The organism is Agrobacterium sp. rho-13.3, assembly GCF_033957765.2.
In the GTDB taxonomy this organism is placed as follows: domain Bacteria; phylum Pseudomonadota; class Alphaproteobacteria; order Rhizobiales; family Rhizobiaceae; genus Agrobacterium.
In genome coordinates, this window is record NZ_CP192774.1 from 288,000 (window position 1) to 301,090 (window position 13,091).

At 57.3% G+C, this 13,091-nt stretch carries 12 protein-coding genes and 1 tRNA gene; 9 read left to right on the forward strand and 4 right to left on the reverse strand.

Going from position 1 to position 13,091, the window contains the following annotated elements:
- The first annotated feature begins 81 nt into the window (after positions 1 to 81).
- The 3 genes from RMR16_RS01325 (at position 82) to RMR16_RS01335 (ending at position 2,646) form a co-directional block, all read left to right on the forward strand.
- Positions 82 to 158: transfer RNA gene (locus RMR16_RS01325), tRNA-His, on the forward strand.
- 153 nt (positions 159 to 311) lie between these two features.
- Positions 312 to 1,919, forward strand: a complete 1,608-nt coding sequence (locus tag RMR16_RS01330; RefSeq protein ID WP_320200986.1) for a Ppx/GppA phosphatase family protein — start codon at positions 312 to 314, stop codon at positions 1,917 to 1,919.
- Between the two features lies 1 nt (position 1,920).
- Positions 1,921 to 2,646 carry an RlmE family RNA methyltransferase gene (locus RMR16_RS01335; protein WP_320200879.1) on the forward strand — a complete coding sequence of 242 codons (726 nt, stop codon included), beginning with the start codon at positions 1,921 to 1,923 and terminating at the stop codon, positions 2,644 to 2,646.
- Position 2,647: 1 nt separating this feature from the next.
- Here RMR16_RS01335 and RMR16_RS01340 read toward each other — a convergent pair whose 3' ends face one another.
- The gene (locus RMR16_RS01340) at positions 2,648 to 4,045 is read right to left on the reverse strand and encodes an MDR family MFS transporter (RefSeq protein ID WP_320200878.1); all 1,398 of its coding nucleotides are present in this window, start codon (positions 4,043 to 4,045) and stop codon (positions 2,648 to 2,650) included.
- Positions 4,046 to 4,258: 213 nt separating this feature from the next.
- Between RMR16_RS01340 and RMR16_RS01345 the strand changes: the two genes are divergently transcribed.
- The 5 genes from RMR16_RS01345 (at position 4,259) to RMR16_RS01365 (ending at position 9,276) form a co-directional block, all read left to right on the forward strand.
- Complete coding sequence (locus tag RMR16_RS01345) at positions 4,259 to 5,242, forward strand: MBL fold metallo-hydrolase (protein ID WP_413786028.1); 984 nt, start codon at positions 4,259 to 4,261, stop codon at positions 5,240 to 5,242.
- A gap of 177 nt (positions 5,243 to 5,419) precedes the next feature.
- Positions 5,420 to 6,925, forward strand: coding sequence for an IMP dehydrogenase (gene guaB, locus RMR16_RS01350; RefSeq protein WP_320200876.1), 1,506 nt, complete (start codon positions 5,420 to 5,422; stop codon positions 6,923 to 6,925).
- 108 nt (positions 6,926 to 7,033) lie between these two features.
- On the forward strand, positions 7,034 to 7,435 hold the full coding sequence (locus RMR16_RS01355) for an MAPEG family protein (RefSeq protein ID WP_320200985.1): 402 nt from the start codon (positions 7,034 to 7,036) through the stop codon (positions 7,433 to 7,435).
- Between the two features lie 111 nt (positions 7,436 to 7,546).
- Positions 7,547 to 8,425, forward strand: a complete 879-nt coding sequence (locus RMR16_RS01360; protein ID WP_320200875.1) for a dienelactone hydrolase family protein — start codon at positions 7,547 to 7,549, stop codon at positions 8,423 to 8,425.
- 167 nt (positions 8,426 to 8,592) lie between these two features.
- Positions 8,593 to 9,276, forward strand: coding sequence for a TetR/AcrR family transcriptional regulator (locus RMR16_RS01365; protein ID WP_320200874.1), 684 nt, complete (start codon positions 8,593 to 8,595; stop codon positions 9,274 to 9,276).
- Here the strand turns inward: RMR16_RS01365 and RMR16_RS01370 are convergent.
- Positions 9,218 to 10,168: a LysR substrate-binding domain-containing protein gene (locus RMR16_RS01370; RefSeq protein WP_320200873.1), complete on the reverse strand. Its 951-nt coding sequence runs from the start codon at positions 10,166 to 10,168 to the stop codon at positions 9,218 to 9,220. The genes RMR16_RS01365 and RMR16_RS01370 overlap by 59 nt on opposite strands.
- Positions 10,169 to 10,357: 189 nt before the next feature.
- Between RMR16_RS01370 and RMR16_RS01375 the strand changes: the two genes are divergently transcribed.
- On the forward strand, positions 10,358 to 10,732 hold the full coding sequence (locus RMR16_RS01375; RefSeq protein ID WP_320200872.1) for a DUF1127 domain-containing protein: 375 nt from the start codon (positions 10,358 to 10,360) through the stop codon (positions 10,730 to 10,732).
- Between the two features lie 101 nt (positions 10,733 to 10,833).
- On the opposite strand, the gene RMR16_RS01380 is transcribed toward RMR16_RS01375, so the two are convergent.
- Both RMR16_RS01380 and RMR16_RS01385 read right to left on the reverse strand, forming a co-directional pair.
- Positions 10,834 to 12,207: a glutamate--cysteine ligase gene (locus tag RMR16_RS01380; protein ID WP_320200871.1), complete on the reverse strand. Its 1,374-nt coding sequence runs from the start codon at positions 12,205 to 12,207 to the stop codon at positions 10,834 to 10,836.
- A 140-nt stretch (positions 12,208 to 12,347) separates the two neighbouring features.
- Positions 12,348 to 13,085, reverse strand: coding sequence for a 16S rRNA (uracil(1498)-N(3))-methyltransferase (locus RMR16_RS01385; protein ID WP_320200870.1), 738 nt, complete (start codon positions 13,083 to 13,085; stop codon positions 12,348 to 12,350).
- Between the last annotated feature and the right edge of the window lie 6 nt (positions 13,086 to 13,091).

The following is a 13,091-nucleotide window of genomic DNA, read 5'->3' on the forward strand; positions in this document are numbered from 1 at the left end:
CGCAAAAATTACCGAAGGACTTGCAAAAGGGAAAAACTCCCCGTATGTGAGCCTCCGTGACGCCGACGCGGCGTTTGATGTGCGGTTGTAGCTCAGTTGGTTAGAGCGCAGGTTTGTGGATCCTGAGGTCGCTGGTTCGATTCCAGCCAACCGTACCATCCTTACCTTAAAATCCATTTCATCTGCTGGCCTATAGATTTTCAAGATGGCATTGCTGCGCTTGCCCATCTGGCTGTCGTTGCTGTTTCGTCTGGCAAAAATCGGTTGGCTAAAATGTCATGCGCTGGTATGGTTGCGTCAACGTAACCTTTATGGACGCCAGCAGCATCGCCTTCAGGCTTTCGCGCGGCGGAATGGATAAAACAGTGATTGACCCCGGCAACGGCGTAAAGCCGTCGGAATCAGGGGTGTCGGCGGTGGAAAAAGGGAGCGCGAAGCGTTCCCGTCGTGGCAAGGGCAAGCGTAGCGGAAAACCCCGCAACGTTTCTGCATCGCCGCAGCTTCACGACGCCGATTCCCGGTCAGATTCCCCACCAGTTGGCCCAACGGTTGGCAATGCCCAACCGGAGGCGGAGCCGCGAAAGCGCAAGCGACGCAGACGTTCGCGTGGGCAAGGCGGTGGTCAGCCGCAGGTTGCCCCTACGGTAGCGACCGAAAAAGCAGAACAAACTGCACCCTCTGCACCTGCCTCGCAGGGCAAGCGTAAGGCCCGTGGCGGAAAGCGCAACCAGCGTGGACCGCAGGGAAGACCGCTTGTCCCCACCCATGCGCCCAAACCGTCTGCGCGCCAGAATGGCGCCGCAACGCCTGCCCATTCGCCCGCTGCTTCGGATCAGCAGAGCCGTTTTAGTGCGCGGTCGCAGTCCTACAGAGATGCTGCTATTGACGGCGGCGCGGATATGTATGCTGCGCTGGATCTCGGCACCAACAATTGCCGCCTGCTGATTGCCCAGCCGACACGCCCCGGCCAGTTTCGCGTCGTGGATGCCTTTTCGCGCATCGTGCGTCTTGGCGAAGGTCTGGTATCGACGGGCAAGTTGTCGGATGAGGCGATGGACCGCGCCGTTGAAGCGTTGCGCGTCTGCGCGTCGAAACTTGCCGGTCGCTCTATCCGCCGGATGCGGCTGATCGCGACCGAAGCCTGCCGACAGGCAACCAATGGCGAAGAGTTCTTGAAGCGCGTGACGCGTGAAACCGGACTTGATCTGGAAATCATCAGCCGTGAGACGGAAGCCCGTCTTGCGGTGTCCGGCTGCTCTTCGCTGGTCGGGCGCGAGGCGCGCTCCGTTGTGCTGTTTGATATCGGCGGTGGATCGTCGGAAATCGCGGTCATTCGCGTCGGTGAAAACCGCTCCAACCGGCTGGCCAACCATATTACCCACTGGACATCGCTTCCGGTCGGCGTGGTGACACTGTCCGAACGCCACGGCGGGCGGGATGTGACACCGGATGTCTTTGCCGCCATGGTTGGCGAAGTCGAAGGCTTGCTCGACGGCTTCCAATGCCCGCCGATTGGCGAACATGTCTCGCAGGAAGATTTCCATCTTATCGGCACATCGGGAACGGTTACGACGCTGGCCGGTGTGCATCTGGATTTGCCGCGTTATGATCGCCGCAAGGTGGATGGCTTATGGTTGTCCGATGTCGAGGTGACGGCGATGCAAGACAAACTGCTGGCATGGGATTTTGCGGGCCGCGCGGCCAATGCGTGCATTGGGCCGGACCGCGCTGATCTGGTGCTCGCGGGCTGCGCCATTCTGGAGGCCATCCGCAAGCGGTGGCCGGCGCGGCGTATGCGGGTGGCAGACAGGGGCCTTCGCGAAGGCCTTTTGACAGATATGATGGCAGATGATGGCGCATGGCGCCGCAACAGAATTCGCCGGGCCCAGACGCAAGGCAAATTGGAACGGAAGAGTTGATATGAGCAAAGCGCCCACGAGTACCAATCGTACCGGACGCAAGATCGGACAGAAGGTGAAGAAGGCCAAGTTGAAGCCTTCGTCACGCCGTTGGATCGAACGTCACATCAACGACCCTTATGTGCAGCGTGCGAAGCTGGAAGGCTACCGCGCCCGCGCGGCCTTTAAGCTGCTTGAAATCAACGACAAGCACCAGATTTTGAAGGACGCGAAACGCATCATCGATCTAGGTGCTGCACCGGGCAGCTGGTCGCAGATTGCGGCCAAGGTGACGGATTCGACCGAAGACGATATCCGCGTTGCGGCGATCGATTTCCTTGAGCTTGACCCGATCCCTGGCGTCAAAATTCTTCATCTCGACTTTTTGGATGAGAACGCGCCCGATCTTCTGATCGAAGCCGTTGGCGGCACGCCGGATCTGGTGTTGTCGGATATGGCGGCGCCAACGACCGGTCACCAGAAAACCGACCACATTCGCACCATGCATCTTTGCGAAGTGGCGGCGGATTTTGCCGTGCAGGTGCTGGCTGAAGGTGGTCACTTCCTTGCCAAGACCTTCCAGGGCGGTACGGAAAAGACATTGCTGGATATGTTGAAGCAGAACTTCAAGCAGGTCATCCACATCAAGCCCGCTTCGTCCCGTTCAGAATCGGTGGAAATGTTCCTGCTGGCCAAGCACTTCAAAGGTCGCCCGCAGACGTCTGCCATTACGGAAGACGAACTCTAACTTACTCTGCTGCCTGCGACGCCTTGCCGCGATGACCGGAGACTGCGGCACCCGCACTCCGGTCCATGGTAATCAGTGGGAAGATGGCAATCAGCGAGACTGCGGCAACAACCGCGAATGCCGTGTGGAAGTCGGACAGCTGCAAATGCGCACCCGACATGAAACTGCTGACTTCAAGGATGGTCGCGGCAAAGGCCACACCCAGCGCAAGACTGATCTGCTGTAGCACTGATGCCATCGACGTTGCCTGACTAGCCTGTGCGTCTTCAATGTCCGAATAGCCGAGCGCGTTCGTGCCGGTGAAGAAGAACGAGCGGGCAAACCCTGCCGTCACCAGAAAAATCATGATGAGCGGATAAGGCGTGTTCGGCGTGAAGAATGCGTTGGCCAGTGTCGTGAACGCGCCGACGATACCCGCCCCAATCAAGACGCTTCTAAAGCCGGTTGCCGCAAACACGCGCCGCGCCATGAACTTGGTGGTGATGGCACCAATCGCGCCCGCAAACGTGATCATGCCCGACTGAAACGGGTTGAGCCCAAAACCGATCTGCAACATCAGCGGCATCAGGAATGGAATGGCGCCGGTCGAAACACGGAAGATCGTGCCGCTGACAGAGGCTGCTCTGAACGTCACATTGCGGAAAATCTTGAAATCAAGGATTGGCGCGGGATGGTGTTTTGCGTGTTGGAGATACCAGAAGCCGCAGATAAAACCGACAACCATCGCCGAAATGCCGATGATGGGCGGTAGCGCCGGAAGGCTGACGACCGACACGCCGAACACGACGCCGGAGGCGGCAAGCCCCGAAAGAACGAAGCCTTTGCCATCCATCGGCGGCGGATTGGTGGTTTCGATCTCCGGCAGATAAATCGTCGCCAGCCATATGCCGATGACGCCAATCGGCACGTTGATGAGAAAAATCCAGTGCCATGAGAAGTATGTGGTGATGAAACCACCGATGGGCGGGCCGGTGAGTGGCCCGACCAGACCGGGAATTGTCAGCAGCGCCATGGCAGACACCAGCTCGGTGCGTTTCGTCGTGCGCAGCAAAACCAGACGCCCCACAGGCGTCATCATCGCGCCACCCATGCCTTGCAGGAAGCGGGACACGACGAATTCAACGACGGATGAAGACACCGCGCAGCAGATCGAACCGACCACGAAAATCGCAATGGCAATGCGGAAGATTTTCTTTGCGCCAAATTTATCCGCCATCCATCCGCTGATCGGGATGAAAATCGCCAATGCCACCATGTAGGAGGTCAGCGCCAGCTTGAGCGTAATCGGGCCAACATTCAGGTCTGCGGCAATCGCGGGCAGGGATGTCGCGATGACGGTCGAATCCATCTGCTCCATAAAAAGAGCAACGGCGAGAATAAGCGGAATAATGCGGTTCATGGGAATGACTGCGGTGACCCGCATCCGTAGAAAATATTGATCCTTACCTACGCCTGAGCGTGGCATTTGCCAACTAAACTTTTGGCAATTTTTTGATTTCCATCACGTCTGTGTGAAACCGCCTTTTCTGCACAATGTCGGCATGATGGTGATGATAGTGCTTTTGCGCACAGCGAAATTATATTGGAGGAATTGATGAGCAGCTTTTTAAAGATGAACAGGCGCGGTCTGTTTGCCACCATGGGCATCAGCGCCATTGCCGCTCCCTTCGTGCTTCGTGGCACAGCATTCGCACAGGCAACCCAGCCACAAACATCCATGGAGGTCGATCACGTCATGCCGCCTGAAACAAACCGCTTCAAACTCGGAAAATTCGAGGTTCTGGTCGTCAAGGATGGTGCACGCCCGTCCGGCAAGCCGGGTGAAACCTTCGGCACGAACCAGAGCGCGGAAACGGTCGGCGAACTGCTGGACAAGAATTTTCTGCCAAAAGACCAGTTCGTCAACAGCTTTGCGCCTGCGCTGATCAATACCGGCTCCGATCTGGTGCTGTTCGATACGGGCTTTGGCGAAGCCGGTCGCAAGGATGGAAACGGTCGTCTGATTGAAGGTTTGGCGGCTGCCGGTTACAAGCCGGAAGACGTGACCGTCGTGGTTCTGACCCACCTGCATGGCGATCATATTGGCGGATTGATGGAAAAAGGTGCGCCTGCCTTCCCGAAGGCCCGATATGTCATCGGCCAGGCGGAATATGATTTCTGGACGGATGCAAAGCGCGTCGGAACGCCTGCCGAAAACGGTCAGAAGGGTGTGCTGGCCAGCGTGAAGCCACTCGCCGAAAAGGCAACCTTCATCGGTGACGGCGCAACCGTCGTTCCCGGCATTACCAGCGCTACCGCTTTCGGCCACTCACCGGGCCATATGATTTTCCGGGTCGAGTCCGAAGGAAAACAGCTGGTTTTGACGGCAGATACCGCCAACCACTACGTGCTGTCGCTTCAGCGGCCGGAATGGGAAGTGCGGTTTGACATGGACAAAGCCGCCGCTGCCGCCAGCCGCAAGAAGGTCTTCGACATGATCGCGACGGATCGCTTGCCGTTCCTCGGTTACCACATGCCGTTCCCGTCGGTGGGGTATGTCGAGAAACAGGATGCCGGTTATCGTTACGTGCCGAAATCCTACCAGTTCGACATTTAACGCTGCTGCAATCCAGCAACAGAGGAGCCCGGAACCCCTTTCCGGGTTTTTTCTATTCCCATACTGTCATGAACGTGTTACCAGCCCTCGCCAACTTCCAAGCAATCCTTTGCAGGGCCGCCGGGGTGAACTTTTCGTTCCGGGATGGCCATGCATTTTCAAAATAGGAATTTGGCCATGGCACGCATTATACAAACTCCCACCGGTCTTGACGCGCTGACGTTCGACGATGTGCTCCTTCAGCCGGGGCATTCCGAAGTCATGCCGGGTCAGACGAACATCGCCACGCGCATTGCCCGCGACATCGAATTGAACCTGCCAATTCTCTCTTCCGCGATGGATACGGTCACTGAAGGTCGCCTCGCGATCGCGATGGCGCAGGCTGGTGGTATTGGCGTTATTCACCGCAACCTGACACCCATCGAGCAGGCCGAAGAAGTTCGTCAGGTCAAGAAGTTCGAAAGCGGCATGGTCGTCAACCCGGTGACTATAGGGCCAGATGCGACATTGGCAGACGCGCAGGCGTTGATGAAGGCGCACGGCATTTCCGGTATTCCCGTTGTCGAAAATGGCGGCACCGGCGGTTACAAGGCGGGTCGTCTCGTTGGTATTCTGACCAACCGCGATGTGCGTTTTGCATCTGATCCACAGCAGAAAATCTACGAACTGATGACCCGCGAAAACCTGATCACAGTCAAGGAAAGCAGCGTCGATCAGCAGGAAGCCCGCCGTCTTCTGCACAAGCACCGCATTGAAAAGCTGGTGGTGGTGGATGGCAAGGGCAACTGCGTTGGCCTCATCACCGTCAAGGATATCGAAAAGTCGCAGCTTAACCCGAATGCCACCAAGGATGCGCAGGGCCGCCTTCGCGCCGCCGCTGCCATCAGCGTGGGGGCTGACGCCATCGAGCGCGCCGAGCGCCTGATCGCTGCCGGTGTCGACCTTCTGGTCGTGGACACCGCCCACGGCCATTCACAGCGCGTTCTGGACGCTGTCACGCAGGTCAAGAAGATGTCGAATTCGGTTCGCATCATCGCTGGCAACGTGGCAACCGCCGACGGCACCAAAGCCCTGATCGATGCGGGCGCGGATGGCGTAAAGGTCGGGATCGGCCCCGGCTCCATCTGCACCACGCGCATCGTCGCCGGCGTCGGCGTTCCACAGCTTGCGGCCATCATGTCGGCTGTCGAAGCGGCGCGTGAGCAGGACATTCCTGTGATCGCCGATGGCGGCATCAAGTTCTCAGGCGATCTTGCCAAGGCAATCGCTGCCGGTGCATCCGCCGTCATGATCGGCTCGCTGCTGGCCGGTACGGATGAAAGCCCCGGCGAAGTGTTCTTGTATCAGGGTCGTTCCTTCAAGGCCTATCGCGGCATGGGCTCCGTTGGTGCCATGGCACGCGGCTCGGCAGACCGTTATTTCCAGGCGGAAGTCCGCGATACGCTGAAACTCGTGCCAGAAGGCATCGAAGGTCAGGTTCCTTACAAGGGTCCGGTGTCCGGCGTTCTGCATCAGCTCGCGGGCGGCCTGAAGGCTGCCATGGGTTATGTCGGCGGCGCGACCATCAAGGACTTCCAGGAGCGCGCAACCTTTGTTCGTATTTCCGGTGCAGGTCTGCGCGAAAGCCACGCCCATGATGTGACGATCACCCGCGAGAGCCCGAACTATCCAGGCGCGATTTGATCTTTCGCATTAGAATATAATATGCTGACGACTATAGCGCTCCCCGAACCAAACCGTTCGGGGAGCGTCTTGCTGACAGAAGGAGAAACCATGTCACCGACGACCGCAATGTTCTGGCCCATGATCGCCCACGCTTTTCTGGTTTTCGGTCTCTATGTCCTTCTTTTCATTCGTCGCAAGAAATTCACCTTCACCAATAGCGAGGCGTTCAAGCGCTTCCGCGATGCGGGCGAAGAAGCGCGCGAAAGCCAGTTGGTGAACAAAAACATCGCCAACCAGTTTGAAATTCCCGTTCTGTTTTATGCCGCCTGCCTGCTGCTTTACATTACGGACGCCGACAATATCGCCACCATTATCCTCGGCTGGATTTTCGTCGTGTTTCGTTACGTGCACGCCTATGTGCATGTCACTAGCAATCGCTTGCGCTATCGCGCCCCTGCATTCGGCATCAGCTTTGCGGCGCTCGTGCTGATGTGGGGCTGGCTCGCCATCTGGCTGGCGCTTGAGTAGTCGCCGACGCGGGATCGCGAAGAATTGTTCCGCTGATCCCACAAGTCTGCCTCGTTCTCGGCAAAATTGCGGTATGTGTTGTTCTCCAGCAGCGTGAGATTGGAGCAGACGATGACCGATAGCCCGAAGATTTCGCAGGCGATGATCGATGCCTATGACGAATACACGCATTTAAGCCTTGATCGTCGCAAGTTCATGGAAAAGCTGACATTGCTGGCTGGGTCCGGCGCTGCGGCTGCGGCTATTGCTCCGTTGTTGGCCGCAAGCGGCGCGCAGGCGGCAATCGTGCCCGCGACTGATGAACGCCTGTCGGCGCAGGATGTGACTTACCCTGGTGCGAATGGCGAGATGAAGGGCTATCTCGTCACGCCTAAAAATGCATCCGGGCCACTGGGTTCCGTTATCGTCATTCATGAGAATCGCGGGTTGAACGAACACATTCGAGACGTCGCTCGCCGCGTCGCTCTGGAAGGCTTCGTTGCTTTGGCCCCCGATTTTCTGTCACCACAAGGCGGAACGCCAGCCGACGAGGACAAGGCGCGCGAATTGTTCAGCGGCCTGGACATGGGTGCCACCGTTGCCAATGCGGAAGCGACGCGGCTATGGCTGACGAAGCGAGATGGCGCCAATGGCAAGGTGGGCGCGGTCGGTTTCTGCTGGGGCGGTGGGCTCGTCAACCGTTTTGCAACCAAGTCGGCAGGGTTGAATGCAGGCGTTGCCTATTACGGTGCGCAGCCGCCGGTAGAGGATGTTCCCGCGATCAAAGCGCCGTTGCTTCTGCATTATGGTGGGCTGGATGAGCGCATCAATGCCGGGATCGACGCCTACCGCAAAGCGCTGGAAGCCAACGGCAAGACCTTCGAAATCTTTGTCTATGACGGCGTGAACCACGCCTTCAACAATGATACGTCCAGCGCACGTTATGACAAGACAGCGGCCGACCTCGCATGGGGCCGAACCATCGAGTTTTTCCGCAAGACCATCGCTTAAAAAGCGCCCTGTTTGGCGGATCGGTTGCGGGCTTGAGCCGCATAAGTTGGACCTGCATTAAAATGCGATCCGTCTTGTTCACGCGCCGTGAAATGTCCGGTGCCAAAAGTGAATAATGAGAAAAGATCCGCCGTATCTGGCGCGCATATAACGATGGTGGGGCCGAAATGGCTGGCGAACATCCGCCCAATACGAGGCGTTTACCGCAACAAGAGCGCAGCGTGCAGCGTGTCGAGACGATACTGGCCACAGCTGCCGAACTGATGACAGTGCACGGCGTTGCAAAGCTGAAAATTACCGACGTGGCCAAAAAAGCAGGATTGCCGATTGGTTCGATCTATCAATATTTTCCCGACAAAACGGCAATCGTGAAGGCGCTGTTCGAGCGTTCCATTCACAACGCCCGTGCCAGAGTTATCGAACGTTATGCAGAAATACAGTCTCTCGATCATGCTATCGAGGTCACGTTTGAAATTCTGCATTGGTATCAGGGAGAGATGACGTCAAACCCGGCGAAAATTGCGGTCTGGCTTGGCACAGAGACCGATCTGGACCTGATGAGGTTCCACCTTGCAGAAATCGAGCTTCTTGCAGACATATTCCTCAAATCCATTCAAAAATACCTGCCGCCCGATTTGCAAGCGGATATGGAGGCCCGGACTTTTTTGCTGTCCTACCTCACCGGTTCCGTCATGAAGATGGCTCTGCTGACGGATCAGGGCATGTCGCAACGGCTGCTGCGGGAATGGAAAGCGGTTCTGCTCATGACGCTCTTCAATCAGGGCGCGCCGGTTACCATCCCGGAGCCAGATGCGCCGCACGCAAACGCGGGAGTTTCGGAAAAGCCTTGATCTCGACATCCAGCTCTTCGGGTGCCGATGCCAGCGAGATGTTGTCCAGACACGCGGTGATGTGATCGGTGATCGCGTTGATGAGCGACGGCGAAAGGCCGGGGCGCTTCATCAGGCCGATTTGTACCGGCGGCAGGGGCGGGAAGCCATCTGCCGAGGTCATCACCTTCATCCCGGTTCGAAGCGTGGATTCAGGCAGAACAGATACCGCCATGCCCGCCAGAACGGCGGCTGCAATAACGGTCGATGACCAGCTAGTGAACAAAATCTGATAATCCCGGCCATCCGCATCCAGTGCGGAACAGGCCAGTTGCCGCCATTGGCAATCGCGCCGCCCAACGGCCAGCGGCACGGGAACGTCATCGCGAAGCGGATGGTTCGCAGATGCCACCCAGCACAACGGTTCTGTGCGAACGATGTCGGAGGCGCGGGTGCGTGGATTGTGGGTCACAAGCGCAATGTCCAGCTCTCCACGCGCCATTTTTTCGGCCAGACTGACAGATGGTTCGCAGACGATGTAAAGCTCGACATTGGGATGCGTCTTGGCAAAACGACCGATGATTTCCGGCATGTAACGGTCGGCATAGTCATCCGGCGTGCCAATGCGCAATGTGCCTTCAAGCCTGTTGTCGTCAAACGCCGCAACAGCCTCGTTGTTGAGGCGGATGATGCGCCGGGCATAATGCATCAGCTTGTCACCCTCGGCGGTCAGCCTGTTGCCGCGCCCATCTTTGGCAAAGAGCTGTTTTCCCAGCCGTTCTTCCAGCCGTCGCATCTGCATGGAAACTGCGGATTGCGTCTTGAACACCCTGTCTGCGGCCTTCGTGAAGCTGCCGGAATCGATGATCGCAATGAAGGTGTGCAACTGGTCTATGTCTAAAGGTGCGGACATCGGGCGCGATCCATAAGAGGGATTGATAGCTCACATTAGAAACATTCGTTGGACTGATCAATAGTCTTGCGACATTTTGACGCTCGAAGCAGAAAATAATCAAGGCCGCCCGCGGGCGGTCGAACCGGCGGCTTTCACACGTGGGTGGGAGGGCAGCGCCTCATCGTGCCTAAATGAAGGGATAGTGTCATGCGCACGGCAGAACGGAAGATGGAACTGGGATTGATCGCACCGCGCAGCGCCGCTTGGCAGAACGTGGTCGCTGGCATGAACAAAGGTTTCGTGACGTTTCTGCGCCGCATCCTCAACCGCGTTTCTGCAAACAGTCTGATCGAGATGGATGATCGGCAGTTGGCTGATATCGGTGTGACACGTCTCGATCTGGAGCGTGCGCTCAATACCGGGCTGCTGGAAGATCCGACCACGCATCTTGCCCATGCTGCCAAGGTGCGGGCACCAGCCCGCTTTACCAAGCTGCGCAAGCCACAGGCTCTGTTTGAAAACGTCGGACGGGTTGATCCGCCGCGTTCTCCACAGGTCCTAACAATTTCCCCCGCAGGGTGATTTTGCCAATAAGCCCTGCCTTTGCCCGGTGTTCGGCCTTAAGCCGCACCGGGCTTTTTTGTGCAAAGACAGTAGAAGCGTGTCACGTGACACGCCACTCTTTAGTATTGATATTCTTCGAAAGACGGCAGAACGGACTGGCCCCAGCGTCCGTTGTAGAGCGCCAGCATATCCTCTGCCAACGTCGATTTTTTCGCCAAAACCTCGTCCAGCGAGGTCAGGAAAACGCTCTCGTCCTGACCGTCTTCATTCAGGCGTTTACGGCTTTTCAGACCAGCGTGGGAAATCGCCAAGGTTTCACGCGCAATGTCGAGAAGGTCATGGCCCGCTACCCTTGCCTTCAAACCTTGTGATGGCACCGCATCGCGCAGCGCAAGCACGTCTTCAAAGCTCCAGTCGGCGGTTAAGGCATCGGCTGCGGCCAGAGCGCTATCGTCGTACAGCAGGCCGACCCAGAATGCAGGCAGCGCGCAGATACGGCGCCATGGGCCACCGTCGGCGCCACGCATTTCCAGAAAACGCTTCAGGCGCACATCCGGGAAAAGAGTGGAAAGGTGGTTCGTCCAGTCACCCATATTAGGCTGCCACTCGGCAATTTCGCCCTTCAGGGCGCCGTTCATGAACTGGCGGAAGGTGATGTTTGTACAGTCGCGATATCGTCCATCACGAACGATGAAATACATCGGGATATCCAGCGCCCACTCGACATAATCCTTGAAGCCGAAATCCGGCTTGAAGGTGAAGGGCAGGACACCCGAACGCTGATTGTCCGTATCGCGCCAAATATCGCCGCGCCATGATAGCAACCCATTCGGCTTGCCTTCGGTAAACGGCGAGGACGCAAACAAAGCGGTTGCCAAAGATTGCAGCTTCATCGACACGCGCATCTTGCGGCGCATGTCGTCTTCGGATGAAAAGTCGAGATTGACCTGGATCGTGCAGGTCCGGTACATCATGTCCAGACCCTGCGTACCGACCTTTGGCATGTAGCGCGTCATGATGGCATAACGAGACTTCGGCATTTGCGGTGTTTCATCATAGGTCCACAGCGGGCTTCCGCCGATACCCAGAAATCGAATGCCCATTGGTTCGGCAATTTCACGCACGGTTGCCAGATGGCGGTTGGATTCCTTGCAGGTCTCATGCAGGTTTTCCAAGGGTGCGCCAGAGAGCTCGAACTGGCCGCCGGGTTCGATGGAAATCGCGCCCATGCCATTCGGTTCGCCAAGACCGATGATGTTGCCTTCATCGATGATCGGTTCCCAGCCCAGCTTTTCCTGCATACCCTTCAAAAGCGCGGAAATGCTGGCATCACCGAAATAGGGAACGGGCGTGTTGTCTTCGCGGAAAAACGCGAATTTTTCATGCTCGGTGCCGATGCGGAATTTCTCTACTGGCTTACTGCCCTCGGCCAGATAATCAGTCAGCTCCTGCGTGGAGGAAATCGGTGTCTGGTCGGTGGTGTCGCGTGCCATTGAGTTACCTTGTCGTCGATCTATGCCGGTGGAGGCCTGTTAAATTCGCTGATAGGGCGCGGCGCTGCCGCACGCAAATGAATTTCTTTTAAGCATGGGCCGGCGCGTTTGTTTTACGCCATAACAACGCCTCTCATTCTCTATTTCCAGTCCCCCAAGGTTGCCTGAATGACTGCCAGTGCGGCAACGGCTGCCGTATCCGCCCGCAAAATACGCGGTCCAAGCGGAATGGGTGTGACGGATGGATGATTGCGCAGCAATTGTCGTTCTTCTTCCGAAAAACCACCCTCCGGCCCCACCAGCAGCGCGATGTGCTTTTCTTCGATACGGCTGAGAACGGGCAACGGGTTTTGACCCTCATCGCCCTCATCACAATAAATGATGCGACGGGAGGCAGGCCATGTCTCCAGCAGATCTTTCAGTTTTACAGGATCTTCTACCTGCGGCACGGCCAGAATACCACATTGTTCCGCAGCCTCTGTGACATTGGCGCGCAGTTTGTCGAGATTGGTGATCTTGCCCTGAACATGCTGCGTCATGACGGGTTGCAGCACGCCGGCACCCATTTCCACCGCTTTCTGGACCAGATAATCCATGCGGCCCACTTTCAGCGGCGCAAAGAGATAGTGAAGGTCTGGCGTTTCAGGCTGCGGTCGCGTCTGCTCGGCTGGCACCAGCAGAATTTTTTTGCGGGTGGGGTAGGAGAGATTGGCTTTCCACTCGCCGTCACGTCCGTTGAACACGAGGATTTCCGCGCCATCCGTCATGCGCAGGACATTGGCGAGATAATTGAACTGCTCGCTCGTCACCTCGAAGGCTTCGCCGGGGCTTAAAGACTGGCTGACGAAAAGCCGTTGCATTCGGAAGTTGGCGCGCATGTCTCT